Source organism: Azohydromonas australica DSM 1124 (assembly GCF_000430725.1).
Classification (GTDB): domain Bacteria; phylum Pseudomonadota; class Gammaproteobacteria; order Burkholderiales; family Burkholderiaceae_C; genus Azohydromonas; species Azohydromonas australica.
Genome location: NZ_AUMO01000038.1, coordinates 1 through 24,867 on the forward strand (window position 1 = coordinate 1; position 24,867 = coordinate 24,867).

Genomic DNA, 24,867 nt, shown 5'->3' on the forward strand with positions numbered 1-24,867 from the left:
CCGGGCACATGAACGTGCTGCTGGCCGAAGCCGAGGTGCCCTACGACCAGGTCTTCGAGATGGAGGACATCAACGGCGAGTTCGGCCAGGCCGACGTGGCCATCATCCTGGGCGCCAACGACGTGGTGAACCCCGCCGCGCTGCAAAAGGGCAGCCCCATCTACGGCATGCCGATCCTGGAGGCCTACAAGGCCAAGACCGTGATCGTGAACAAGCGCTCGATGGCCGCGGGCTACGCGGGCCTAGACAACGAGCTGTTCTACATGGACAAGACCATGATGGTCTTCGGCGACGCCAAGAAGGTCGTGGAGGACATGGTCAAGGCCGTGGAGTGAGGCATCGCGGACCAGGGAAATTGCGCGGGCGAAAGCCCGTGCTTTCCCTGGGCCCGCCCGTGACTTTCGTCACCGCAAAGTCGTGATGAAAGGCCCACGGCAGCAGTGACGTTCAGCAGCGTAAATCTACGTATGGGGCACCTAGAGTGCTCTGCATGAAGTTTCCGCTGTCAAACCATCCGCTGCGCAAAACCATCGGCTGTCAGCTGAAGTCCCACCCGCTGCTCGCGGGCCTGGACGATGCGGCACACGCCGACTTGGCCGGGTTGCTCAGCGTCCATGAAGGCCAACGTGGGGAGCGGCTGCTGGAGCAAGGCAGCCGCGACCTGCACCAGTTCTTCGTGCTCGAAGGCCTGCTCAAGCGCGTGGTCAGCAGTGCCCAGGGCCGCGAGATGACGCTGCGCTTCGCCGCGGAGCAGGACATGGAAACCGGCTATGAAGCCTGGACCCAGTACACCGGCTCCGGCTTCGCGGTCGTCTGCGCCAAGCGCTCGCTCGTGGCCTGCCTGCCGATGGGCGAGTGGGCCGCGTTCCTGGAGCGCCATCCCCGCGTGCAGACGCGCTTCCACGAACGCCTGGTGCAGATCAGTGCGGCGATGGTCGAGCACGCGGTCGGGCTGCTGCTGCTGGATGCGCCCAGCCGGGTGCACCAGTTCTCCAGCCGGCATCCCGACCTGGCCGACCGGCTGCCGCACAAGGACGTGGCGTCCTTCCTGAACCTGTCGGCGGAGACCTTCTGCCGCCTGACCCGCCCGCAGCGACGCGCGTTGCAGGCTGCCTGACATGCAGCCGGCCGGGACGGTTGCGGGGACGCGCTTAACATGGGCCTCCATGAGTACGGAAGGAACCTCGGCCCAGCGCATCCGCCTGCTGATCGTTGACGACCAGCCCCTGGTGCGGCGCGGTCTTGCGCTGATGCTGTCCATGGAGCCCGACATGGAAGTCGTGGGCGAGGCGGGCGACGGCATCGAGGCCATCGAGCTGGCCAGGCAGCGTCGGCCCGATGTCGTGCTGATGGACCTGCACATGCCGCGCAAGGGCGGCGTGGGCGCCACGCGCGAGATCACTGCCTCGCTGCCCCAGACACGTGTGCTGGTGCTCACCACACTGGAAGCCGAGCAGTCGGTGTTCGACGCCGTGCGGGCCGGTGCGATGGCCTACCTGCTCAAGGACGCCACCGAGCAGGAGGTGATCGAAACGGTGCGGGCGGTGCACCGCGGCGAGTCGCGCATGACCCCGCAGATCGCACGCAAGGTGCTCGACCAGTTCCGCCGCATGGCCGCGACGGCCCCGCCGCCGGAGCATCGGCGCGAGGAGCCCCAAGACCCGGCCGTGCTGCTGACCGAAAAGGAAAACAGCGTGCTGCAGCTCATCGCCGAGGGCAAGAGCAACAAGCAGATCGGCACGATGCTGTCCCTGGCCGAGGGCACGGTGAAGAACTATGTGAGCCGCATCATGGAGAAGCTGCACGCCGGCAGCCGCACCGAGCTGGCGGTGATCGCGCTGCGCCAGCGCCGGGTCGAATAGCTCAACGCGGCGGCAGTTCGAGCAGCCGCTGCCGCATCGGCCGCAGCACGAACCACGCCAGCAGCACCGCCAGCACGTTCATGCCGAAGGCGATCAGGAAGACCGCGTGCCAGTCGTGCAAGGCCAGGACGAGCGCGCTCGACAGCGGCACCGCCAGGGAGGCTACGCCCTTGGCCGTGTAGAGCAGGCCGGCATTGGCCGCCGCGTACCGGGAGCCGAAGGTGTCCGCGCAGATCGACGGGAACAGGCTGTAGATCTCGCCCCAGGCAAAGAACAGCGCGCCGCTGAGCAGCACGAAGCCCAGCGGATGCGCCCCCAGCTCGTACAGCGCGAGGATGGCCGCGGCTTCCAGCGAGAACGCGATCACCATCGTCTGCTCGCGGCCGATGCGGTCCGACACCCAGCCGAACACGAGGCGCGTGAGCCCGTTGAGCACGCGGTCCAGCGCCAGCGCGAAGGTGAGCGCGGGCAGCACCAGCCCCGCGATGCTCACCAGGGCGTCGTCGATCTTGAAGTCGCGGGCGATGAGCGCGAGCTGCGCCGTGGCCATCAGGCCGCCGGCGGCCACCAGCACGAAGATCGCGTACATCGCCCAGAACGTCGGCTGGCACAGCACCTCACTGGGCGTGTAGTCGCGCCGGGACTGGCCCAGGTGCTCGGGCACGGGCGGGATACGGATCTGCTTGAGCAACTTGTTCGGGTCTTCCAGCCCGAGTGCGAGCGCGATCACCAGCAGCCCCTGGCCCAAGCCGAAGTACAGGAAGGCGGCTTCGTAGCCCCGCGACTCGATCACCATCGAGATGGGCACGATGCTCAGTGCCGAGCCGGCGCCGAAGCTCGCCGCCACCAGGCCCACTGCGAGGCCGCGCCGGTCGGGAAACCATTTCAGGGCGCAGCCCACGCAGGTGCCGTAGACCGCGCCCGCGCCAGTGCCGCTGATGGCGGCAGCCGCGTACAGCAAGGGCAGCGAGTCGACGAAGGCGTTCATCACCCAGCCGATCGCGCACAGCAGCCCCCCGGCCAGCACGACCGGGCGCGGACCGAAGCGGTCGACGAGGTAACCCTCGATCGGCACGAACCACGTCTGCGTGACGACGAAGACCGCGAACGCGACCTGGATCGCCGCATGGCTCCAGCCGAACCGGTCCGCGAACGGATTGACGAATAGCGTCCAGCCGTACTGCAGGTTGGCGATGGTCGCCATGCACACCATCGCCACCGCCAGCTGCCCCCAGCGGAACCGCGGGCCCGGCGGCGCCTCTTGCGTGAGCTCGTCGGGCCAGTGCACGAGCACGGCGGATCGCCGGCGTGCGGGCAGGGCGCCCGCAGGGTTCACCGGCTCTCCGCTGCCTTCAGCGCGGCGCTCATCCGACCCGCCGTTTCCAATGCCTTGCATCAGGCTCATCCTCATGGCTTGCGGCTCAGGGCGTGGGCGCGGCGTGCTTCACGCCGTTGTTGCCTGAGCGCATCTCCGGGCCGACGCGCAGCCGCAGCCGCACGGTGGTGCCAGCGCCGGGTGTGCTGTGCAGCTCAAGCTCGGCGTCGACCAGCTGCGCCTGTTCCTGCATGCCCAGCAGCCCGTAGTGCCCGGGATGCGGCTCCGCGACGTCGAAACCCACGCCGTCGTCCTTGATCGCCAGCTCGATGGTGCCGTCGCCCAGGTCCTTCAGCGCCACGTCGACGTGCAGGGCCTGCGCGTGCTGGCCGATGTTGCGCAGTGTCTCCTCGGCGATGCGGAACAGCGTCTCCGCGCGCGGATCGGCAAAGCTCGCCGCCTGCGGATCGGCGCTGAAGCGCACGTCCAGCCCCGTGCGCTCGACGAAGCGGTTCACGGCGCCGGCCAGCGCCGCGCCAAGGCCCAGGTCGCGCACGGCGTTCAGCCGCATCTGGCTCACCGCTTCGCGCGCCTCCTTCATCCCCTGGCGCGCCAGCTCCTCGGCGCGCTCCAGCTCCGCACCCAGGCGCTGCGGATCGCGCGCGTGCAGCATGCGCAGCGTGCGTATCTCGTGCAGCATTTCCATCATCGAGTGCGCGAGCGTGTCGTGCAGATCGCGCGCCAGCCGCAGCCGCTCGCGCACCACCGCTGCGTAGCGGCTGTCGGCCGCCAGGCGCTCCACCTCGCGCGTACGCGCCTGCACCCGCTGCTCCAATTCCTGCGTCAACTGGTCGAGGTCGTCGTGCTCCTGCCGCAGCGCCTGCAGCAGCCGGCTGAAGGCACGCCCCAGCACGGCCACTTCGTCCCGTCCCGCGGGCTCGACGATGCCCTCGGCCTCCTGCCGCGCGACGCGCTGCACCTGCAGCGTCAGCTCGCCCAGCCGCCGCGTGAGGCCACGGGCGAAGGCCGCGCCCACCAGCGCGGCCGTGATGCTGAGCAGGATGGAGATCGCCGTCAGCTTCTCCTGCAAGCTGCCGCCATGGCCGCGGTCCTCGGCAGGCTGCACGACCGCCACCTGCAGGCCGAGCGCGGCCAGGGGTGAAGACGCGTCGCGCGGCGCCGTCACGACGACCATCCTCGTACCGTCCTCGCCCGGCACGATGGCCACGCTGGGCAGCACCGGCAGCAGCCATGGCTCCGACGTCCCCGAGGGGCTTCCAAACAGGATGTTGTGGCGCTCGTCCAGCAGCAGAAGCCGCGCGGGCGGATCGGGCTTCGTGCGTTGGCGCGCGGACTGAACGAGTGCAGCCAGCCGCTCCTGGGACGGCAGCACCGGGGCGCCGCCACCCGGCTGGGCCTGGTGCATCAGCGCCCGCTCCAGATCGGCCGCCACCTGGCCGGCGAAGCGCTTCATGAGCGCATCGCGCTGCGCCAGCATGCTGTTGGCTGCGTAGTCGCCGACCGCCACCAACGCCAGGGCAATCGCGAGCGAGAGGACGACTGCAAGCCAGGCTACGGCGGTGGCGAGACTGCGTCGGGGATCCAGGGCACGGAAATAGCGGAACATCGTATACACGCATGTTGCCCGTTGCCTCGCGCCTGTCCATCGGTATATCGACTGACAGAACATCGACGGGCGCGCCCGCGGCATTCACTGAAAGCCAGTGCCTGCTCACAGGGGTCGCGGTATGGCCCACCACGCAGGACCTCGCGCCGAGTCCGTTGATCACGCATCCAAGTTGACATAAACCCGATTGGCGCACCGGCAGGGCCACGCGTGACGCCGTGCGCGTCGAGTCTCGCGGCGGCCAGGCTTGCCCGGTAGGCCGGCAAGCTTGGCTGCACCGGCCGGATGCCGCCGAGCTGCTTTCCTGCCAGTGAGCGCATCCTGACATCGAGGCCCAAGGGCTCGAAACCCAGCCAAGCCGCCACCCAGAGACAACTGAAACTGCCTGAGAAATTTTTACCAAGTCCAAAGCGTTTTGGATCGGTTCCTGCCATTCACCGCTTTCATACCACCGTCTCCACGCGGCTGTCTGACGCCTGCGCGGTGCCGCTGCCCGGCGAACGCCCGACGATCAAGCAGCCCGGCTGGCGCCTTTGCAGGCGCAGCACATGCTCCGCTGGCAAGCCAGGCGCAGCCTTGGCGACGAGTGCGCCTACACCCGGCGCTGGCAGGAAATGACCCCTGAGGGCTACACCGCATGACCGACCTTTTCGACCCCACCGAGCATCCGCACCGCCGCCGCAACCCGCTCACCGGGCGCTGGGTGCTTGTATCCCCGCACCGCGCCAAGCGGCCCTGGCAGGGCCGGCAAGAAGACCCAGCGGCGGCCGGGTTGCCGTCCTACGATCCGGGCTGCTATCTCTGCCCGGGCAACCAGCGCGTCAATGGCGAGCGCAACCCGGACTACCGGGGCACCTTCGTCTTCACCAACGACCACGCGGCGCTGATGGCCGAGGTGCCCGACGTGCCGCCCGCCCTGGCCACCGATGCGCTGTTCAGCGCGCAGCCCGCGCGCGGCACCAGCCGCGTGGTGTGCTTCTCGCCGGACCACGCCCGCACGCTGCCCGAGCTGAGCCCGGAGGCCATCACCGGCGTGGTGGACACCTGGTGCGCGCAATGCGCCGAGCTGGGCCAGCGCTACGCCTGGGTGCAGGTGTTCGAGAACAAGGGCGAGCTCATGGGGTGCTCGCAACCGCACCCGCACGGGCAGATCTGGGCCACGGACTTCGTGCCCGACGAGCCCGCCACGGAGGATGTGCAGCAGCGCGACTACTTTGCCCGCCACGGCCGGCCCATGCTGCTGGACGTGGCTGCGGCCGAGGAGTCCGCCGGCGAGCGCGTGGTGGTGAAAACCGAGCATTGGCTGGCCGTGGTGCCCTTCTGGGCCACCTGGCCCTTCGAAACCCTGCTGCTGCCGCGCTTCCCGGTGCAGCGCCTGCCGCAGCTGGACGCGGCGCAGCGCGCCGACTTGGCACTGCTGCTCAAGCGGCTCACCACACGCTATGACAACCTGTTCCAGTGCCCGTTTCCGTACTCGATGGGCTGGCACGGCGCACCCTTCGACGAGCGCGATCCGCTGCCTTGGCAGTTGCACGCGCACTTTTATCCGCCGCTGCTGCGCTCGGCCACGGTGCGCAAGTTCATGGTCGGCTTCGAGATGCTGGCCGAGGCGCAGCGCGACCTCACGCCCGAACAGGCCGCCGAGCGCTTGCGCGTGCAGAGCGAGCGCCACTATCTCGACCGTTGAAGCCGATGTGCCGGATCGAATGAGATCGCTCCGGCACACCCGCGCAGTCCGGATCTGCAAGGCCTATGACGAGGTGGGCATCCACAATGGCTGCACTGGAGCCCGACCATGCATCTTGCCGCCGACCCATGCCTGATTCGTGAGTGGCGCCGCGCCGACAAGGCCGCCCTGGTGAGACTGGCCGACAACCGCAGCATCTGGCGCAACCTCACGCACCTGTTTCCGTTTCCCTATACCGAGGCCGACGCGGAAGGCTGGTTCGATTTCCTGGCGCGGCAGGCGCCGTTGACGCACTGGGCCATCGAATACCAGGGCGCGCTCGCGGGCGGCATCGGCCTGATTCTGGGCGAAGGCGTGTATTCGAAATCGGCGCGCATCGGCTATTGGCTGGGCGAGCCTTTCTGGGGCCGCGGCATTGCCACCGCCGCCGTGCGCGCGGTGACGCCGCATGCCATGAAGGCCTACGGGCTGTGCCGGGTGGAGGCCGCGGTACTGGCCTGGAATCCCGCTTCGGTCCGGGTGCTGCAAAAGGCCGGCTACGAGCAGGAAGGATTGCTGCGGCGCAGCGTTTACAAGGACGGACAGGTCATCGACTGCCTGCTGTACGCCCAGGTCGCAGAAGCCGGGTGAAGCTGCAACGGCAATTTCCGACACTCTGGTCCGTGGATGGTGATCTGTACCGGAAGGCCGGGCCGGATGGCTGCGGCCAACCGCTACCATGCCACGGGCGCCGATCTCTCCAATGCCTGGGCGTCAGCGGGGCCCAACGCCGACCCGGCCTCCATACAGTCCCGCATCAGCGCTGTGGAGAGCGCCTATTTCAATAATTCCGGCAGGTCGCCTTGAATATCCGCACACGCCTTCTGGTGCTTGTTCTTGCCCTATGGCTGCCAGCCGTTCTGGGCTTGAGCCTGCTGGCGCGCTTCACCTACCTCAAGGAGATCACGGCTGCACAGGAACAGGTTCAGCATCTGAGCGACACGCTCGTCCTGGCGGTTGAGCGGGAGGTGGACAAGCGGGCCGTGATGGCGCGGACGCTGGCGGCTTCGTTCGCTGTCCGGGACGGCGACTTGCAGCGTTTCCATCAGGAGGCGGCCCAGGCAACCCGCGATGGTGAAAGCTGGGCCTTCCTGGTGGACAGGACCCTGCAGCTGGCCAATACGCTGCGTCCCTACGATCCGGCAGCACCGGTGCCGCGCGTGCCGGCTGCGCCGTTCATCACCGGCGACCCCGAGCTTTTCTTCACGCCGCGTGGCCCGGTGCTGCAAAAGCCCGTGCTGGCCCTGTTCGCGCCGGAATCGAACGTCCATCCCGCTCGCTACAACATTGGCGTTTCGTTTTTCCCCTCGACCATCCAAGCCGTCGTGGACGCGGTACAGCTGCCCGAAGGAAGCGTCGCTGCGGTGATCGACCGCGACCAGATCGTCATTGCGCGCAGCCGTAACGCCGAGAAATGGGTGGGTCTCCAGGCCACCGGTGACCTCAAGAGACGCGCCCAGGCCGGCCAGACAGGGTTCGCGCAGTCCGTGACGCTCGATGGCGTTCCCTCGCTCACCTACCTCACCAAGCCCAACCGTTTCCACACCTCCGTGGTCATTGCCCTGCCCCAGGCCGCGCTGACGGCGGCGGCGCGGCGCCTGACACTGCAGGCGTTCGCCGTCTCCGGCGTACTGCTCGCCATCGGCCTTGGCTTGGCCTGGTATGCGTCCCGGGGAATCAGCGGCCCCCTGCTGGCGCTGCGCCGGTCCGCGCTGCAACTGGGAGAGGAAGACGTGCCGCCGAGGCTGCGTACCGGGCTATCGGAAGCGGACGAGGTTAGCGTGGCGCTCCACGAGGCCGGGGGGCGAATACGGGAGGCCACCCGGACGCTGGAGCAGCGCGTGGCCGAGGCCGTGCAGCAGGCTCAAGAGGCGCAGTCAAGACTGCTCACGGCACAGAAGCATGAGGCCCTCGGGAGGCTGACCGGCGGCATTGCGCACGACTTCAACAACCTGCTGCAGACCATCAGCACGGCGCATCACGTGCTGGACCGGGTCGTGGCGGAAGGCCCGCAACGCCGTGTCCTGGACGCTGCCATGCGGGCGACGTCCAAGGCAGCGGACCTCATCCGCCAGATGCAGGCTTTCGGGCGCAGCCCGCCTTTGCATGCGCGGCCCGTACGGCTCGACGACGTGGTGCTCAAGAGCCAGGAGCTCACCAGCAAGGCGGTGGGCGAGCGCATCGAGCTGAGCGCGTCCATCGCTCCCGATCTGCCGGCGCTGTTCGTCGATCCGACGCAACTGGAGCTGGCGCTGCTCAACCTCGTCTTCAACGCTCGGGACGCCATGCCCGATGGCGGCAAAGTGCTGATCGAGGGGCGCCTGGCCCGTTCCGATGAAACGGCGAGCCTGGGAGAAGGCTCCTTCGTTTGCCTGGAAGTGACGGACAACGGCCCCGGCATGGACGCCGACACTCTCGGCAAGGCTTTCGAGCCCTACTTCACCACCAAGCCGATCGGTTCAGGCAGCGGCATCGGACTGTCCCAGGTTCTCGCCTTCGCACGGCAATCGGGTGGGCAGGCGCGGCTCCGGAGCAGTCTCGGATCGGGTACCTGCGCCAGCCTGTACCTGCCCACGTCTGATCTTGCGGTCGATACCGCGGACCAGGCGCCGGCCAGCCAGCCTCTGTCCAGGACATTGCGCATCTTGATGGTGGAGGATGACCTGCTCGTGGCAACGGTGGTCAAGCCGGCGCTCGAAGCGCTGGGTCACCATGTGACGCTGTGCAAGACGGCGGATGACGCCGTGCTGGCGCTGTCAGCGGATCAGCCGTTCGATGTCCTGTTCACCGACGTCGTCATGCCCGGCACGATGACCGGCATTGATCTGGTCGACTGGTGCGGCGTACACAGGCCGACGCTCCCTTCGGTCGTTGCCTCGGGATACACGACCCAGCGGGCGAGCCGACCGCTGCAGGTATTGCGCAAGCCGTATGGCGTCAGCGAGCTCCTCAACGCGCTTGAGCAGGCGATCAAACACGCGTCGGACCGAACCGGCAAACAGGCTGCATAGGGTGGCGAAGCAACCCCGGATACGCGCCCGCCCAGCCAGCAGCGGCGAAGGCGGGCACAAGTTCGAAACCTATGCCCGCTTGGGAATGTCCAGCCCCCGCGCCACCGCGGGCCTCTCCACGAAGCTCTGCAGGACGCGCGTGACCTCAGGGAAGCGCTCGATCTCGACCAGTTCGCCCGCGCCGTAGAAGCCGACCAGGTTGCGCACCCAGGGGAAGGTTGCGATGTCCACCACCGAGTACTCGTCGCCCATGATCCACTGCCGCCCGCTCAGGCGCTGGTCGAGCACGCCGAGCAGCCGCTTCGATTCAGCAATGTAGCGGTCGCGCGGGCGCTTGTCCTCGATGTCCTTCCCGGCGAACTTGTGGAAGAAGCCCAGCTGGCCGAACATCGGTCCGACGCCGCTCATCTGGAACATCAGCCACTGGATCGCCTCGTAGCGGGCGGCGGGATCCTTGGGCATCAGGGTGCCGGCCTTGTCCGCGAGGTACAGCAGGATGGCGCCGGATTCGAACAGGGCCAGCGGCTCGCCATTCGGCCCGTGGGGATCGATGATGGCCGGGATCTTGTTGTTCGGGTTCAGCGCCAGGAACTCGGGCGCGAGCTGCTCCTGCTTGTCGAAGCTGACCAGGTGCGGCTCGTAGGGCAGGCCCGTCTCTTCCAGCATGATCGAGACCTTCACCCCGTTGGGCGTGGGCAGCGAATAGAGCTGGATGTGGTCAGGAAACTTCGGGGGGCGCTGCCGGGCGATCGGGAAGCTGGACAGGTCGGTCATGGCGTGCTGGCACAGGGAGTGAACGATGACGCCGGAATGTCGCATGAAAGCGAAAGGCGTCCGTCTTCCAGTGCCGTGCGGACGGCCGCGACGCCGCGGCCGTGGCCCGGCGCCAGGCTCGTCAGCTCTCGACGTCGAGCACGCCGCGGCGGATCTGGTCGCGCTCCATGGACTGGAACAGCGCCTTGAAATTGCCCTCGCCGAAGCCGTCATCGCCCTTGCGCTGGATGAACTCGAAGAACACCGGCCCGAACAGCGCCTGCGAGAAGATCTGCAGCAGCAGCCGCTTCTCGCCGCCCTGCGTGTTGCCGTCGAGCAGGATGCCGCGCGCCTTCAGCTCCTCGACCGGCTGGCCGTGGCCGGGCAGGCGCTCCTGCAGCATCTCGTAGTAGATGTCGTTGGGCGCGGTCATCACTGGAATGCCCGCCATCTGCAGCTTGTCCACGGACTCGAAGATGTCGTCGGTGAGCAGCGCCACGTGCTGGATGCCCTCGCCGTTGAACTGCATCAGGAACTCCTCGATCTGCCCCGAGCCCTGCTTGGATTCCTCGTTCAGCGGGATGCGGATCTGGCCGTCCGGCGCCGTCATGGCTTTCGAGGTCAGGCCCGTGTACTCGCCCTGGATGTCGAAGTAGCGGATCTCGCGGAAGTTGAAGAGCTTCTCGTAGAACGAGGCCCAGTACGCCATGCGCCCGCGGTACACGTTGTGCGTGAGGTGGTCGATCACCTTGAAGCCATGGCCCACCGGGCGGCGCTCCACGCCCTCGACGAACTCGAAGTCGATGTCGTAGATGCTCTTGCCGTCCTCGAAGCGGTCGATCAGGTACAGCGGCGCGCCGCCGATGCCCTTGATGGCCGGCAGCCGCAGCTCCATCGGGCCGGTCGGGATGTCCACCGGCTGCGCGCCCTGCTCCAGCGCCATGGCATAGGCCTTGTGCGAGTCCTTCACGCGGAATGCGAGGCCGCAAGCCGAGGGCCCGTGCTCGGCGGCGAAGTAGGCCGCCACGCTCTTGGGCTCGTTGTTGACGATGAAGTTGATGTCGCCCTGCCGGAAGAGCAGGACGTTCTTCGAACGGTGCTTGGCGACGAGGGTGAAACCCATCTTCTCGAAGACCGCTTCCAGTAGGCCCGGCGTGGGCGAGGCGAACTCGACGAACTCGAAGCCCATCAGGCCCATGGGATTGTCAAAAAGGTCGGCCATGTCGATCTCCAGAAATGCTTGTGGTGCGGGGGGTCAGGCAGTCAGGGTGCACATGACGTCGGTATGTCGCTGGCCCGTGGCACAGGCCACCAGGATGCAGCCGCACTCGACAGATGGGGGCACGGGCCGTGCCAGGAGCTGCAGCCCGTCGCGCAGGACGAGCTGCGGGCGCCGGGATGCGGAAACAGCCTGGACGCTCATTTCATCGTGATGTGGGCCTTCTTGACGATCCTGGCGTAGCGCTCCTGCTCGCTGCAGGAGCCCTGCGCTGAGGCCTTGGGCGTCATGGGGTTCAGGATCGTGCCCTGCTACTCCATGGCCTGCTTCACCTCCGGGGTGTTGGCCGCAGTGGCGAAGGCGCTGTAGAGGTGCTTGGTGTGGTCCGCCGGCAGCCTGGCCGGGCCCGCCAGCGCGCACGTCAGGCTCATGGGGCACCTCGGGTTGCGAAGGTCGCCACGGGGAACGCCCCGCGGCGCTTCAGCGGGCGCCGGTCCCGGTCGCGCGTCGCGGGCGGGCCGCGCCCGCGGGCGTGGACAGCCGCTGGTCGACCGCGGAATCCGCCGAAGGCTCGGTCAGCTGGTTGCCCCAGGACTCGACCAGCTGCTGCACGCTCTCGGCCACCGTTCGGGAGGCGGGGGAAAGTTTTCCCTGCCTGGGAAAACCCAGCGTCACGTGGCGCACCAGGTCCGGCTTCACGAGCCGGCTGGCCTGCAGCTGCCCGCGCTCCAGCTCGGCCTTCAGGGAATACGGCCCAAGCACCGAGTACAGCCCGGGCGTGTGGATCACCAGCTCCTTCTGCACGGTCAGGGAGTCGGCTTCCATCACGGCATCGAGCTTGAAGCCCAGGCTGCGCGCCGTCTCGTCCAGGGCGTGGCGCCAGTGGCCGGGGCGGCGGGGCAGCACCAGCTGCAGGCCGGCCAGCTTCGCGAAGTCCACCGTGGGCTCGTTGGTGAGCGCGTCGCCCGGGGCCGACACCACGTAGGTGTGCGCCACGCACAGCAGCTTCTCCTCGCGCCCGCTCGGCCGCTGGAAGCGGAACAGGACGGCCAGGTCCACGCTGCCGCTGTCCAGCATCGCGTCCAGTTCGGTGCCCTGCGCCTCGATGACGTTGAGCCGGATGCCGGGGTGCTCCATGCGCAGCCGCTGGAACAGCCGCGTCATGAGCGGGTGCGCCGCCGCCGGGACGATGCCCAGCTTCACCTCGCCGACGACCTTGCCGGCGTCGGCACGCAGCTCGTCCATCAGCTGCTCGGTGTCCTGCAGCCAGCGGCGCAGGCGCTGGGCGGTGTACTCGCCCACCTCCGTCAAGGTCACGCCACGGCCGGTGCGCCGGAACAGCGGGCTGCCGCACTGCGCCTCGAAGTCGCTGACCTGGCGGCTGATGTGCGACTGCACCGTCTGCCGACGTGCGGCCACCTTGCTGATGCTGCCGGCCTCGGCCACCTCCAGGAACAGCTTGACGCTGGCCAGGTTCATGGTTTCCCCCTACGACTCATGCCAAATGAGGCAAGTCTGAATCCTCTGAATTCTATCTAGGCGGAATTCTGGCCCGTTTCTACAGTGCCCTCCATTCGCTGCCGCGCCTCCTGATGTCCCTGGCGCGGCGTCCACAGCGGTCCACAAGAGGAGCCTCTTTTGAAACTCGCCAGCTTCAGCCACCAGGGTCGCGCCGCCTACGGCGTCGTGCAGCCCGACCACTGCCTCGTGCCGCCCGCCGAGTTCCTGGGCCGCTTTCCGGACCTGGCGTCCGTGCTGCGCGCCGGCGCGCTGGCCGAGCTCGAAGCCGCGGTGCGCGACGGCGGCACCCCGGTGCCGCTCGGCGCCGTGCAGGCGCTGCCGGTGATCCCGGCGCCCGGCAAGATCTTCTGCGTGGGGCTGAACTACAAGACCCACGTCGCCGAGATGAAGCGCGCCGATGCGGAGTACCCGGCCATCTTCGTGCGCTTTGCCGACAGCCTGATCGCCGCGGGCGACACGCTGCTGCGCCCGGCCTTCTCCGAGCGCTTCGACTACGAGGGCGAGCTGGCCATCGTTATCGGCAAGGGCGGCCGCCACATCGCGCAGGCCGACGCCTTCGACCACATCGCCGGCTACGCCTGCTTCAACGATGGGTCAGTGCGCGACTGGCAGCGCCACACCCACCAGTGGACGCCGGGCAAGAACTTCCCCGGCACCGGCGCCTTCGGCCCGTACCTGGTCACGGCCGACGAGGTGGGCGACGTCAATGCGCTCACGCTGCAGACGCGCCTCAACGGCGACGTGGTGCAGCAGGCCTCGCTGTCGGACCTGATCTTCACCATCCCGGTGGTCATCGAATACCTCTCGCGCTTCACGCCGCTGTCCCCCGGCGACGTGATCGCCACCGGCACGCCCGGCGGCGTGGGCGACAAGCGCAACCCGCCGCTCTACATGAAGGACGGCGACGTGGTCGAGGTCGAGATCACCGGCCTGGGCACCCTCCGCAACTCCGTCGGCACGGCGGCCTGACGCGCTGCACCCCACCCGGTCACCACCATGGCAAACAAACCCCAACTGCGCATCGCCGTCGACATCGGCGGCACCTTCACCGACATGGCCGCCTTCGACGAGGCCAGCGGCAAGCTGCTGTTCGGCAAGGCGCTGTCCACGCACGGCGAGCTGGTCAAGGGCATCCAGGCCACCATCGACAGCGCGAAGATCGACTGGCGCGACGGCCACCTGTTCCTGCACGGCTCGACCATCGCCATCAACACGCTGCTGGAGCGCAACGGCGCCAACACCGCGCTGCTGATCACCGAAGGCTTCCGCGACATCTACGAGATCGGCCGCGTCAACCGCCCCGACGCCTACAACCTGTTCTTCAACAAGCACACGCCGCTGGTGAAGCGCTCGTTGCGCTTCGAGGTGGCCGAGCGGCTGCGCGCCGACGGCAGCACGCACAAGTCGCTGGACGAAGGCGCCGTGCGCGAGCTGGCGCGCGAACTACGCGGCGAGGGCGTGGAGGCCGTGGCCGTGCTGCTGCTGCACTCCTACCGCAACCCGGCGCACGAGCAGCGGGTGAAGCAGATCCTCCAGGAGGAGATTCCCGGCGCCTTCGTGTGCGCCTCGCACGAGCTGTCGCAGGAGTACCGCGAGTTCGAGCGCGTCTCCACGGCGGTGGCCAACGCCTACGTCGGCCCGCGCGTGTCCGAGTACCTGGGCCAGCTGGAGACGCACCTGGGCAGCAAGGGCTTCGACGGCGACTTCTACATCGTGCAGTCCACCGGCGGGCTGTTCCCAGTGGAGCACGCCAAGGTCGGCTGCGTGCGCATGCTGGAGTCGGGCCCCGCGGCGGGCGTGATCGGCGCACAGGCCATCTGCGCGCAGCTGGGCATGGGCGACGCCATCGCCTTCGACATGGGCGGCACCACGGCCAAGGCCGGCGTGATCAGCGAGGGCCGGCCGCTGACCACGGGGTCGGCGCTGATCGGCGGCTACGAGCGCGCGCTGCCGATCCAGATCCCGATGATGGACATCCACGAGGTCGGCACCGGCGGCGGCTCCATCGCCCGCGTGGAAACCGGCAACGCGCTGCGCGTGGGCCCGCAGAGCGCGGGCTCCATCCCCGGGCCTGTGGCCTACGGCCGCGGCGGCACCGAGCCGACCGTGACCGACGCCAACCTGCTGCTGGGCCGCCTGGACGCGGACCACTTCCTGGGCGGCGAGCTGAAGCTGGACATGGACGGCTGCCAGAGGCAGATGCGCGAGCGCATCGCCAAGCCGCTGGGGCTGGACCCGACGGAAGCGGCCGACGGCATCCTGCGCATCGCGGTGACGCAGATGTCGCACGCGGTGAAGGCCGTGACCACCGAGCGCGGCCTGGACGCCGGCAGCTTCACGATGGTGGTCTACGGCGGCGCCGGCCCGCTGCACGCCTCGGCCATCGCGCGCGAGATCGGCATCCGCAAGGTGCTCATCCCGTATGCACCGGGCTACTTCTCGGCCTACGGCATGCTGTTCTCGGACCTGCGCTACGACTACGTGCGCTCGGTGTTCCGCAAGCTCAACGACGTCTCCTTCGAGGAGATCGAGGCGGCCTACAAGACGATGGAGGACGAAGGCCGCGCCGCGCTGGCGCAGTCCGGCGTCAAGCCCGATAGCGTCGTGATCGAGCGCGCCGCGGACATGCGCTACGTCGGCCAGGAGCACGCCGTCACGGTGGACTTGCCCATGGCCTTCTTCGAGAGCAAGGACCGCTCGGCCATCAAGCAGCAGTTCGACGAGCTGCACAAGGTGCGCTACGGCACCTCGGCACCCAAGGAGCCGGCCGACCTGGTGAGCCTGCGCGTCACGGTGCTGGGCACCATGAAGAAGCCGCCCAAGCACAGCGTCGAGGCCGGCACCGCCCAGCCGGAGAAGGCCGCGGTACGCGTGGTGAAACCGGTGTACTTCCGCCAGGGTGGCTGGGCCGACACGCCCGTCTACGTCCGCGACCACCTGCGCTCGGGCAACGTCATCGCCGGCCCGGCGCTGATCGAGGAACACGCCTCCACCACGGTCGTGCAGCCCGGCGACGAGCTGCGCGTGGATGAACTGGGCAACCTGCAAATCTCCATCGGGAGCGACCGCTGATGAGCACCCTCACCAACAACGCCGCCAACGCTGCGGCCACCGCCACCGTCGATCCGGTCACCGTCGAGATCATCCGCAACGGCCTCTACGCCGTGACGGAGGAGATGAAGACCAACCTGACCCGCACGGCCTACAACCTCATCATCTACGAGGCCTTGGACTTCACGGTCGGCCTGTTCACCAAGGAAGGCGACACGGTCTCCATCGGCCTGGGCCTGCCGATGTTCATCCGCGGCATGTCGGAGACCGTCAAGGCCAAGATCCGCCACTTCGGCTACGAGAACATCAAGCCCGGCGACATCCTGGTCACCAACGACGCCTACACCACCGGCAGCCACCTGAACCACTTCACGTTCACGATGCCGGTGTTCCACGAAGGCCGGCTGGAGGGCTTCACCTGCTGCATGGCGCACTGGCTGGACGTGGGCGGCACGCTGGGCAACGTGACCACCGACATCTTCAGCGAGGGGATCCAGATCCCCATCATGAAGTACCAGCGCGAGGGCGTGGTCAACCAGGACCTGGTGGACATCATCGCCATGAACGTGCGCCTCGCGGAGCGCGCGCTGGGCGACCTGCGGGCGCAGATCACCGCCATCACCACCGGCGAGCGCCGCTACGTGGAGCTGCTGCAGCGCTACGGCGCCGACGCCGTGAACGGATCGATCCGCCAGATCATGGACTCCTCGGAGGCCGTGGCGCGCAAGAACACGCTCTCCATCCCCGACGGCACCTACGAGGCCGAGTCCTTCATGGACGACGACGGGCTGGAGATCGGCAAGCGCATCCCGATCCGCGTCAAGGTCATCGTCAAGGGTGACGAGATGACGGTGGACCTCTCGGACGTCAGCAAGCAGGTGCGCGGCTTCTACAACTCGGGCTTCACCACCGGCATCGCCTGCGCGCAGGTGGCCTACAAGTGCCTGACCACGCCGACCGATTACCCGGTCAACGACGGCAGCTTCCGGCCGCTGAAGGTGGTCATGCCCATGGGCACCGTCATCAGCGCGGAGCGTCCCTACCCGATGCGGGTGTGGATGACCTTCCCGATGACGGTGATCGACACCATCTTCAAGGCGCTGGCGCCGGCCATTCCCGACCGCTCCATCGCCGGCCACCACGCCGACCTGGTGTTCCCCAACATCCACGGCATCTCGCCGGAGGACGGCAGATTGTTCATCGTGGGCATCGGGCCGCTGGGCGGCGGCTGGGGCGCGAAGTCCAAGGAGGACGGCGTGTCGGTGACGGTGTGCATCAACGACGGCGACACCCACAACAGCCCCACCGAGCAGCTGGAAGCCAAGTACCCGGTGCTGGTCGAGAAGTACGAGATCCGCAAGGACAGCGGCGGCGCCGGCCAGTACCGTGGCGGCCTGGGCGCGGAGATGGTGGTGCAGGCGCTGTCGCCCTTCACGGTCACCACCCGCATCGACCGCGTGCACTGCAAGCCCTGGGGCCTGGAAGGCGGCGGCGACGCCATGGGCAACGGCTTGGCGGTGCGCCACAAGGGCGAGTGGAAGACCGACCACCCGAACGCCAAGATCTTCAACGTGCGCCTGGAGCGCGGCGACGCCTACAAGATGCTCTCGGGCGGTGGCGGCGGCTTCGGCAATCCGCTGGACCGTGAGCTGGACAAGGTGGCCGAGGACGTGCGCGAGGGCTACGTGAGCGCGGAGGTGGCGCGCGAGGTCTACAAGGTGGTCCTGGACTCCAGGGGCCGCGTAGACGCCGACGCGACGGCCGCGCTGCGCAAGGCGCCTGCCGCCAGCGCCGACGGCGCTGCCGACGACCTCGCCTGGGCCGGCCAGTGAGCACCGCCGTGGCCGACGACCTCGCGCACAAGGCCGGCGCGCTGCTGGATCTCTGGAGCCAGCTCTCGGCCCACCACGTCGTGCTGGGCTCGGGCTGCGCCTGCGGCGTGGGCGGCGTGAGCCTGCGGCTGGAGGACTTCGAGCTGGACATCGTCGGCTACCTGGAGGACGCCGGCCTGCGCTGCGACGTGGCGGCCGTGGTCAGCTTCTTCCAGGCGCTGCAAGCCGCGCCGCAGCCCTCGCAGCCGCTGCTGGCGCTGCTGCACGACATGCAGCAGGAGCGGCTGCCGGGCGAGGTGGCCGCCTGGCTGCTGCCGCGGATGGAGCGCACGCTGCGCTCCTTCGCCGAGCTGCACGGCCCCAAGGGCCAGGGCTGAAGCGATGGGCGGGCATTTCACTTCGCTGCTGGCCGCCGCGGCGCAGGAGGAACACGGCGAGCGCATCCCCGTCACGGTGCTCACCGGCTTCCTGGGCAGCGGCAAGACCACGCTGCTCAACCGGCTGCTCCAGCGGCCGGACCTGCAGGGCACCGCCGTCATCGTCAACGAGTTCGGCTCGGTGGGCATCGACCAGGACCTGATCGCCCAGGCCAGCGACGACACCATCCTGCTGCCCAACGGCTGCCTGTGCTGCGCCATGCGCGGCGACCTGGTCGAGGCGCTGGCGCGGCTGGCCGAGCAGGGCGAGATCGCCGGAGCGCCGCTGCGGCAGGTGCTGATCGAGACCAGCGGCCTGGCCGACCCGGGCCCGATCCTGCGCACGCTCCTGGGCGACCCCGCCGTGCGGCCACGCTTCGCCGTGGCCGGCGTGGCCTGCACGGTGGACGCGGTGCTGGGCACGCAGACGCTGGACGCGCATCCCGAGTCCGTGCAGCAGGTGGCGGTGGCCGATGCGCTGTTCCTGACCAAGACGGACCTGCTGGACGGGCCGCCCGCCCCGGCGCTGCTGGAGCGGCTGCAATCCCTCAACGCCGACGCGCCGCTGCATCGGGATCGCGACGGCCTGCCCGAGGCCTTGCGCCGCCTGATGTCGAACCGCGACGGGCGAACCTGGGCGGCAGCCGCGGCGGATGCGCCGTTTTACAAGCCGATGGGCTCGGACGCCGCGGCGGCCGATGCGCCCCGGCACCGCGACGGCATCTCGTCCTTCGTGCTGGTGCGCGAGGAGCCGCTGCCGCGCGAGGCCTTCTTCGCCTGGATGGACCTGCTGGTGGCCAGCCGCGGCGAGGACCTGCTGCGCGTCAAGGGCCTGGTGCACCTGGCCGAAACCCCGGAGCAGCCGCTCGTCATCCACGGCGTGCAGCACCTGTTCCATCCGCCCGAGGTGCTGCCGGCCTGGCCGGGCGCGGACCGGCGCACGCGCATTGTGTTCATCACGCGCGGGGTCGATGCCGAGGCGCTGGAGCAGACGCTCGACGTGCTCGTGCGCCGCCACATGAGGAGCCGGCGCACCACGCCCTGATTCCGCGAACCCTCACAAACCGTAGGAGACAAGATGAAGCTGCAGAGCTTTCTCGCGGCAGGGCTGGCCCTGCTCATCGCACCGGCCTGGGCGCAGGCGCCCAAGTTCCCGGAAAGCGGCAAGACGATCCGCATGATCGTGCCCTTCGCCGCGGGCGGCGGCGTGGACAACGCCGCGCGGCTGCTGGGCGAGCAGTTGCGCAAGCAGCTGGGCGTGACCGTGATCGTGGACAACCGCGCCGGCGCCAACGGCACCGTGGGCGGCAAGGCGGTGCAGATCGCGCCGGCCGACGGCTACACGCTGCTGTTCTCGGCCTCCACGCACGTGCTGGCCAAGCAGGTGATGAGCACCCCGCCCTACGACCCGCAAGCGGACTTCGCCCCGGTGGCACGCGTGGGCGAGGCGCCGCTGATGCTGGTCATCTCACCGCAGCTGCCGCAGGACAAGCTGTCCGACGTGCTGGCCGCCGCGCGCCAGCAGCCCGACAAGTGGACGGCGGCCATTCCCGCCGCGGGCGCGGCCAGCCACCTGGCCACGCTGCTGCTGTCCAAGCAGGGCAACGTCAAGTTCACCTACGTGCCCTACAAGGGCACGCAGCCGGCGCTGGCCGACGTGGCCGGCGGCCACGTCAACCTGCAGTTCGATTCGATGATCTCCCTGCTGCCGCTGGCCAAGTCGGGCAAGGTCAAGCCCATCGCCATCAGCACCCGCAAGCGCAGCGAGCTGGCGCCCGAGGTGCCCACGGTGCAGGAAGGCGGCGTGCCCAACTTCCACTTCGTCACGTGGTACGGCGTCTGGGCGCCGAAGGACACGCCGGCGGAGCGTATCTCGTTCCTGCACACCACCATCAACCAGGCCATGGCGGAGCTGGGCAAGTCCGGCGCCTTGGCCAAGCTGGGCGTCGAGCCGGTGACGGAGAGCATCGATCAGTTCAAGCGCTACGTCGCCAACGACGTGGCGCAGAACGCCGAGCTGCTCAAGAGCGCGGGCTTCCGGCCCGAGTGACGCCGCAGCCGGCATGGCAGCCGGCCCCACACATCAACCCGCTTCCGCTGGCGCGCAGCACGCCGGCGGAGCCGGGCCTTCACGCATTCGAAGAACCGGCGCCACGGCGCCCCTATCAAGGAGACAGGGACATGTTGAAGTCATCCCTCTGCGGCGCGGCGCTGGGCGCGGCCTGCCTGGCGGCCACGGCGCAGTCGTCGGTCACCATCGGCGGCACCATGGACGTGGGCGTGCGCCACGTCAAGAACGGCTCGCTGGGCTCGATCACCTCGGAGGCCAGCGGCTCCAACGCCACCAGCAAGCTCGTCATCCGCGGCAACGAGAACCTGGGCGGCGACCTGAGCGCGGGCTTCTACCTCGACGCCACCATCCTGGGCGATACCGGCCAGGCCGGCGCCAGCACGCCCGCCGGGCAGCTGTGGGACCGACGCTCCACGGTGAGCATCGCCAGCAAGCGGCTGGGCGAGCTGCGCCTGGGCCGCGACTGGGTGCCCACGCACCTGGTGTGGAGCAGCCTGGACCCGTTCTCCACGCTGGGCATCGCCGGCGCCAACAGCTTCCGCAACTTCGCGGCCTCGCGCGCCCTGGGCCAGGCCTTCGGTGGGCTGCCCGACGCCGCGCAGGCCAACCCCACGCTGCGCGTGAGCAATGCGGTGGAGTACTTCCTGCCCGGCGGCCTGGGCGGCTTCTACGGACACGCCGTCGTGACGGCCGGCGAGAACGGCACCACGGCCACGGGCTTCACGCGCGGCAACGGCTTTCGCCTGGGCTGGGCCGGCAAGGGGCTGGACGTGGGCGCGGCCCAGTTCGTCACCCGCAACACGAACGCGGGCCTGGACTTCAAGGACCAGGTGCTTGGTGCGGGCTACGACTTCGGCTTCGCGCGGCTGAGCGTGGCGCAGCGGCGCTGGGTGTTCGGCACCGACCGCAGCGTCAACACCCTGGTGGCGGCGCAGATCCCGGCCGGGCCGGGCGTGGTCAAGCTCACCTACGTGCGGCTGGACCAGAAGGGCGCCACCGCGGCGCTCAGCGCCAACGACGCCCACCTCATCGGCGCCGGCTACGTCTACAGCCTCTCCAAGCGCACGGCGCTGTACGGGCACGCCTCGCGCATCTCCAACGACGGTGCCGCCACCTTCGCCGTCGCCGGCGGGCCGGCGGTGAGCGCGACGCCCACGGCCGTCAACTACTTCGGCGGCCAGCGCTCCACAGCGTACGAGCTCGGCCTGCGGCACGACTTCTGACCGCCGGCCGGGGCCGCACAAGCATCGGGTTTACCGAGGTCGCCGGAGCGGTTCAACTCGCTCGGCAGCGAGCTGCCCGGCTCACCTGGGCCGCCGGTCGACGACCCGGCGCGCCTTGCCGGTGAGAGTGCGCTCGATCGAGCCCGACAGCAGCACCTCCACGCGCGTCGTGATGCCCACCAGCGTCTTGATGCGCTGCTGCAGCCACTTGGCCGTCTGTTCCACCTGCGCCGGCGCCAGTGCCGCGACCGTGGGCTGCAGCTCGCAGCGCACCAGCACCTCGTCGAGCAGCCCGTTGCGCTCGACCTGCACCTGGTACTGGCCCGAGAGCTGTTCGTGCTGCAGCACGATCTCCTCGATCTGCGTCGGGAACACGTTCACGCCGCGGATGATCAGCATATCGTCGCTGCGACCCACGATCTTGCCCATGCGGCGGAACGAGCGCGAGGTCGGCGCCAGCAGCCGCGTGAGGTCGCGCGTGCGGTAGCGGATGATGGGCAGCGCCTCCTTGGTCAGCGAGGTGAAGACCAGCTCGCCCTCCTCCCCGTCGGCCACCGGCTCGCCGGTGTCGGGGTTGATGATCTCGGGATAGAAGTGGTCTTCCCAGATCACCGGGCCGTCCTTGCTCTCCACGCACTCGCTGGCCACGCCCGGGCCCATCACTTCCGACAGGCCGTAGATGTCCACCGCATCGATGCCGGCCTTGCCCTCGATGTCGCGGCGCATCGCGTCCGTCCACGGCTCGGCGCCGAAGATGCCCACCTTCAGGCTGCTCTCGCGCGCGTCCAGCCCCTGGCGCGTGAACTCCTCGATGATCACCTGCATGTAGCTGGGCGTGACCATGATGATGTCGGGCTGGAAGTCGCGGATGAGCTGCACCTGCTTCTCCGTCTGCCCGCCCGACATCGGGACCACGGTGCAGCCCGCGCGCTCGGCGCCGTAGTGCGCACCCAGGCCGCCGGTGAAGAGCCCGTAGCCATAGGCGATGTGCACGATGTCGCCGGGCCGCCCGCCCGCGGCGCGGATGGAACGCGCCACCAGGCCCGCCCAGGTGTCGATGTCGTTCTTCGTGTAGCCCACCACCGTGGGCTTGCCCGTGGTGCCCGAGGAGGCATGGATGCGCGAGACCTGCTGGCGCGGCACGGCGAAGAGGCCGAAGGGGTAGTTGTCCCGCAGGTCCTTCTTGGTCGTGAACGGGAACTTCGCGATGTCCGCCAGCGACTTCAAGTCCGAGGGATGCACGCCCTTCTCGTCGAAGGCCCGGCGGTAGTGCGGCACGTTCTCGTAAGCGTGCTCCAGCGTGTGGCGCAGGCGCTGCAGCTGCAGCGCGGCGATCTCGTCGCGGCTGGCGCGCTCGATGGGCTCCAGGTCGCCGGGGGCGGGTCGTTTCACGGGCATGGCTTGTCTCCAGTTGTCATGTGAATCGGGATGGCCGGGCACGGCCCGGCAAGGCACGCGCGGCAAGGGCTGCCGCGGTGCCTGGCGATTGGCATCGGTGCCGGCCAGGGCCGGCTCAGGAGCCCATCGGACGCGGGCTGATCTCAGGAATGGAAGCGGCCGCGGGCGTGCTGCAGCCGTGTCAGCAGCGGCGAGCGCCGGTAGCGCACGTCGCCGTAGTGCGCCTGCAGGTGCTGCAGCACGGTGGCCACGCGCGCGGCGCCCAGCGTGTCGGCCCAGGCCAGCGGCCCCACCGGGTAGGCCGTGCCCAGCCGCATGGCGACGTCGATGTCGCGAGCGGTGGCGCCCGACCACGTGATGACGTCGGCCGCCTCGTTGGCCAGGCAGCACACGGTGCGCATCAGCGCCAGCCCGGCCACGTCGTCCAGCGCGAGCAGGCCGATGCCGGCCGGCTGCAGCACGGCGGCCAGGTCGGCCAGGCGCGCCTCGGCGCCCACGCTGGCCGCGGCGCCCAGCAGCGCCGTGGAGGCGAAGTCGCGCGCCAGGTCCAGCAGCAGCACGGGGCCCTGGCCCTCGGTGGCCGCGCGCTCGGTGGCGGTGCGGCCGTCGGTGAGCAGCACCCGCACGCCGGCGACGTTGAAGCTTTCCGCCGGCAGCGCGGCATCGGTCTCGACGGCCACGCCGGCGCGGCGCAGCCGCTCGGCCAGCGGCGCCAGCAGGCCCATGTCCGTGGCGCAGTGGACGACCGCGGCGGCCGGCGCCGGCGCCACGGTCAAGACCTGCGGCGGCGGCACATCGGCACCGTAGCGGTGGAAGCCGTGGCCGCTCTTGCGGCCGAAACGGCCGCTGCGCACCAGCTCCTGCTGGATCAGGCTGGGGGCGAAGCGCGGGTCGAAGGCCGTGGCCTGGAACACCGACTCCGTCACCGACAGGTTCACCTCGACGCCGATCAGGTCCATCAGCTCGAACGGGCCCATGGCGAAGCCGCCGGCCTCGCGCATGAGCCGGTCGATGGCGGCGGCCGATGCGATGCGCTCGGCCAGCAGGCGCAGCCCTTCCGCGTAGTAAGGCCGGGCCACGCGGTTGACGATGAAACCGGGCGCATTGGGCGCGTCCACCGAGGTCTTGCCCCAGGCCTCGGACAGGGCGTGCAGGGCCAGCACCAGCGCCGGGTCGGTCTCGACGCCGCGGATGATCTCCACCAGCTTCATGCGCGTGGCCGGGTTGAAGAAGTGCCAGCCGATCAGCCGCTCCGGATGCTGGAGGCCCTGCGCCACGGCGGTGACGGAGATCGACGAGGTGTTGGTCGCCAGCACCGCGCGCTCGCCTAGGAGGGGCTCCAGCTGCCTGAAGAGCTGCTGCTTGGGCTCCAGCTTCTCGACGATGGCCTCGACCGCCAGGCCGCAGCCGGCCAACTCTTCCAGTGCTTGCACGGCCACCAGGCGGGCACGCGCCGCGTCGCGCGCGGCAGGTGTCATCCGGCCCCGCTTCACCGCGCCGTCCAGGTCCGCCTCGATGCGCTCCAGCGCCCGCTGCGCCGCGCCGGGCTGCATGTCGAAAAGCCGCACCTCGTGGCCCGACTGCGCCGCCAGCTGCGCGATGCCGGCGCCCATGCTGCCGGCGCCGATCACGGCCACGCGGGTGGTGGCTTCCAGGAAAACTTGATCCATGCGTGTGATGCGTAAGAAGGTTGCGAAGGGCGGTAACGGAGCAGGAGGACCGCGCCACGGCGGGTGACTTGCCGCAAACAACAATTGACCGACCGGTCGGTTGATATTAAGGTCCGACCCGTCTTTGACGCAAGTCAATGGCCTACTCAGGAAAACCCTAGACCCCGTTTCG

Annotated in this window: 20 protein-coding genes; 13 read left to right on the forward strand and 7 right to left on the reverse strand. The window is 69.1% G+C overall.

Annotated features, from left to right (window positions below):
• The 3 genes from H537_RS0105795 to H537_RS0105805 all read left to right on the forward strand — a co-directional run.
• On the forward strand, positions 1 to 335 hold a 335-nt coding region (locus tag H537_RS0105795), incomplete at its 5' end, for an NAD(P)(+) transhydrogenase (Re/Si-specific) subunit beta (RefSeq protein ID WP_211234968.1).
• 155 nt (positions 336 to 490) lie between these two features.
• Entirely contained in the window at positions 491 to 1,117 is a 627-nt protein-coding gene (locus tag H537_RS0105800; protein ID WP_043458292.1) for a Crp/Fnr family transcriptional regulator, read from the forward strand.
• 49 nt (positions 1,118 to 1,166) lie between these two features.
• Entirely contained in the window at positions 1,167 to 1,862 is a 696-nt protein-coding gene (locus H537_RS0105805) for a response regulator (protein WP_028997130.1), read from the forward strand.
• Between the two features lies 1 nt (position 1,863).
• On the opposite strand, the gene oxlT is transcribed toward H537_RS0105805, so the two are convergent.
• Positions 1,864 to 3,075: an oxalate/formate MFS antiporter gene (gene oxlT / locus H537_RS0105810; protein WP_051242051.1), complete on the reverse strand. Its 1,212-nt coding sequence runs from the start codon at positions 3,073 to 3,075 to the stop codon at positions 1,864 to 1,866.
• Positions 3,076 to 3,283: 208 nt separating this feature from the next.
• Positions 3,284 to 4,804, reverse strand: a complete 1,521-nt coding sequence (locus H537_RS41490; RefSeq protein ID WP_169516958.1) for a sensor histidine kinase — start codon at positions 4,802 to 4,804, stop codon at positions 3,284 to 3,286.
• Between the two features lie 637 nt (positions 4,805 to 5,441).
• On the opposite strand from H537_RS41490, the gene H537_RS0105825 reads away from it, so the two are divergent.
• The 3 genes from H537_RS0105825 to H537_RS48935 all read left to right on the forward strand — a co-directional run bounded on the left by H537_RS0105825 (position 5,442) and on the right by H537_RS48935 (position 9,541).
• A complete protein-coding gene (locus tag H537_RS0105825) occupies positions 5,442 to 6,491 on the forward strand; it encodes a UDP-glucose--hexose-1-phosphate uridylyltransferase (RefSeq protein WP_028997133.1) in 1,050 nt (349 codons plus the stop codon).
• 108 nt (positions 6,492 to 6,599) lie between these two features.
• Positions 6,600 to 7,121 carry a GNAT family N-acetyltransferase gene (locus H537_RS0105830; protein WP_028997134.1) on the forward strand — a complete coding sequence of 174 codons (522 nt, stop codon included), beginning with the start codon at positions 6,600 to 6,602 and terminating at the stop codon, positions 7,119 to 7,121.
• 212 nt (positions 7,122 to 7,333) lie between these two features.
• A complete protein-coding gene (locus H537_RS48935; protein ID WP_156901456.1) occupies positions 7,334 to 9,541 on the forward strand; it encodes an ATP-binding protein in 2,208 nt (735 codons plus the stop codon).
• A 69-nt stretch (positions 9,542 to 9,610) separates the two neighbouring features.
• Here H537_RS48935 and H537_RS0105840 read toward each other — a convergent pair whose 3' ends face one another.
• The 3 genes from H537_RS0105840 to H537_RS0105860 form a co-directional block, all read right to left on the reverse strand.
• On the reverse strand, positions 9,611 to 10,315 hold the full coding sequence (locus H537_RS0105840; RefSeq protein WP_028997135.1) for a glutathione S-transferase N-terminal domain-containing protein: 705 nt from the start codon (positions 10,313 to 10,315) through the stop codon (positions 9,611 to 9,613).
• Positions 10,316 to 10,436: 121 nt separating this feature from the next.
• The gene (hppD, locus tag H537_RS0105845; RefSeq protein WP_028997136.1) at positions 10,437 to 11,516 is read right to left on the reverse strand and encodes a 4-hydroxyphenylpyruvate dioxygenase; all 1,080 of its coding nucleotides are present in this window, start codon (positions 11,514 to 11,516) and stop codon (positions 10,437 to 10,439) included.
• Positions 11,517 to 11,993: 477 nt separating this feature from the next.
• Positions 11,994 to 12,992 carry a LysR family transcriptional regulator gene (locus H537_RS0105860; RefSeq protein ID WP_028997137.1) on the reverse strand — a complete coding sequence of 333 codons (999 nt, stop codon included), beginning with the start codon at positions 12,990 to 12,992 and terminating at the stop codon, positions 11,994 to 11,996.
• 159 nt (positions 12,993 to 13,151) lie between these two features.
• Here H537_RS0105860 and H537_RS0105865 point away from each other — a divergent pair, with 159 nt between their 5' ends.
• The 7 genes from H537_RS0105865 (at position 13,152) to H537_RS0105895 (ending at position 21,627) form a co-directional block, all read left to right on the forward strand.
• A complete protein-coding gene (locus H537_RS0105865) occupies positions 13,152 to 14,003 on the forward strand; it encodes a fumarylacetoacetate hydrolase family protein (protein WP_028997138.1) in 852 nt (283 codons plus the stop codon).
• A 27-nt stretch (positions 14,004 to 14,030) separates the two neighbouring features.
• Positions 14,031 to 16,106 carry a hydantoinase/oxoprolinase family protein gene (locus tag H537_RS0105870; protein WP_028997139.1) on the forward strand — a complete coding sequence of 692 codons (2,076 nt, stop codon included), beginning with the start codon at positions 14,031 to 14,033 and terminating at the stop codon, positions 16,104 to 16,106.
• Positions 16,106 to 17,917, forward strand: coding sequence for a hydantoinase B/oxoprolinase family protein (locus H537_RS0105875; RefSeq protein ID WP_028997140.1), 1,812 nt, complete (start codon positions 16,106 to 16,108; stop codon positions 17,915 to 17,917). Before H537_RS0105870 ends, H537_RS0105875 begins: the two co-directional genes overlap by 1 nt.
• A gap of 8 nt (positions 17,918 to 17,925) precedes the next feature.
• Positions 17,926 to 18,294: a hypothetical protein gene (locus H537_RS0105880; protein WP_028997141.1), complete on the forward strand. Its 369-nt coding sequence runs from the start codon at positions 17,926 to 17,928 to the stop codon at positions 18,292 to 18,294.
• Between the two features lie 4 nt (positions 18,295 to 18,298).
• Positions 18,299 to 19,378 (forward strand): CobW family GTP-binding protein, encoded by a 1,080-nt coding sequence (locus tag H537_RS0105885; RefSeq protein WP_028997142.1) that lies wholly within the window; start codon positions 18,299 to 18,301, stop codon positions 19,376 to 19,378.
• 33 nt (positions 19,379 to 19,411) lie between these two features.
• The gene (locus tag H537_RS0105890; protein ID WP_043458293.1) at positions 19,412 to 20,383 is read left to right on the forward strand and encodes a Bug family tripartite tricarboxylate transporter substrate binding protein; all 972 of its coding nucleotides are present in this window, start codon (positions 19,412 to 19,414) and stop codon (positions 20,381 to 20,383) included.
• Positions 20,384 to 20,514: 131 nt separating this feature from the next.
• Positions 20,515 to 21,627, forward strand: coding sequence for a porin (locus H537_RS0105895; protein WP_028997144.1), 1,113 nt, complete (start codon positions 20,515 to 20,517; stop codon positions 21,625 to 21,627).
• Positions 21,628 to 21,708: 81 nt separating this feature from the next.
• Here the strand turns inward: H537_RS0105895 and paaK are convergent, their stop codons facing one another.
• Positions 21,709 to 23,025 carry a phenylacetate--CoA ligase PaaK gene (gene paaK, locus H537_RS0105900; protein WP_028997145.1) on the reverse strand — a complete coding sequence of 439 codons (1,317 nt, stop codon included), beginning with the start codon at positions 23,023 to 23,025 and terminating at the stop codon, positions 21,709 to 21,711.
• Between the two features lie 143 nt (positions 23,026 to 23,168).
• Complete coding sequence (locus tag H537_RS0105905; protein WP_028997146.1) at positions 23,169 to 24,695, reverse strand: 3-hydroxyacyl-CoA dehydrogenase; 1,527 nt, start codon at positions 24,693 to 24,695, stop codon at positions 23,169 to 23,171.
• Between the last annotated feature and the right edge of the window lie 172 nt (positions 24,696 to 24,867).

Bases quoted from the DNA above. Each gene is read 5' to 3' on its own strand.
- H537_RS0105800 (WP_043458292.1), top strand. From the start codon at position 491: ATGAAGTTTCCGCTGTCAAACCATCCGCTGCGCAAAACCATCGGCTGT.
- H537_RS0105805 (WP_028997130.1), top strand. From the start codon at position 1,167: ATGAGTACGGAAGGAACCTCGGCCCAGCGCATCCGCCTGCTGATCGTT.
- oxlT (WP_051242051.1), bottom strand. From the start codon at position 3,075: ATGGTGTGCATGGCGACCATCGCCAACCTGCAGTACGGCTGGACGCTA.
- H537_RS41490 (WP_169516958.1), bottom strand. From the start codon at position 4,804: ATGTTCCGCTATTTCCGTGCCCTGGATCCCCGACGCAGTCTCGCCACC.
- H537_RS0105825 (WP_028997133.1), top strand. From the start codon at position 5,442: ATGACCGACCTTTTCGACCCCACCGAGCATCCGCACCGCCGCCGCAAC.
- H537_RS0105830 (WP_028997134.1), top strand. From the start codon at position 6,600: ATGCATCTTGCCGCCGACCCATGCCTGATTCGTGAGTGGCGCCGCGCC.
- H537_RS0105840 (WP_028997135.1), bottom strand. From the start codon at position 10,315: ATGACCGACCTGTCCAGCTTCCCGATCGCCCGGCAGCGCCCCCCGAAG.
- hppD (WP_028997136.1), bottom strand. From the start codon at position 11,516: ATGGCCGACCTTTTTGACAATCCCATGGGCCTGATGGGCTTCGAGTTC.
- H537_RS0105860 (WP_028997137.1), bottom strand. From the start codon at position 12,992: ATGAACCTGGCCAGCGTCAAGCTGTTCCTGGAGGTGGCCGAGGCCGGC.
- H537_RS0105870 (WP_028997139.1), top strand. From the start codon at position 14,031: ATGGCAAACAAACCCCAACTGCGCATCGCCGTCGACATCGGCGGCACC.
- H537_RS0105875 (WP_028997140.1), top strand. From the start codon at position 16,106: ATGAGCACCCTCACCAACAACGCCGCCAACGCTGCGGCCACCGCCACC.
- H537_RS0105885 (WP_028997142.1), top strand. From the start codon at position 18,299: ATGGGCGGGCATTTCACTTCGCTGCTGGCCGCCGCGGCGCAGGAGGAA.
- H537_RS0105890 (WP_043458293.1), top strand. From the start codon at position 19,412: ATGAAGCTGCAGAGCTTTCTCGCGGCAGGGCTGGCCCTGCTCATCGCA.
- H537_RS0105895 (WP_028997144.1), top strand. From the start codon at position 20,515: ATGTTGAAGTCATCCCTCTGCGGCGCGGCGCTGGGCGCGGCCTGCCTG.
- paaK (WP_028997145.1), bottom strand. From the start codon at position 23,025: ATGCCCGTGAAACGACCCGCCCCCGGCGACCTGGAGCCCATCGAGCGC.
- H537_RS0105905 (WP_028997146.1), bottom strand. From the start codon at position 24,695: ATGGATCAAGTTTTCCTGGAAGCCACCACCCGCGTGGCCGTGATCGGC.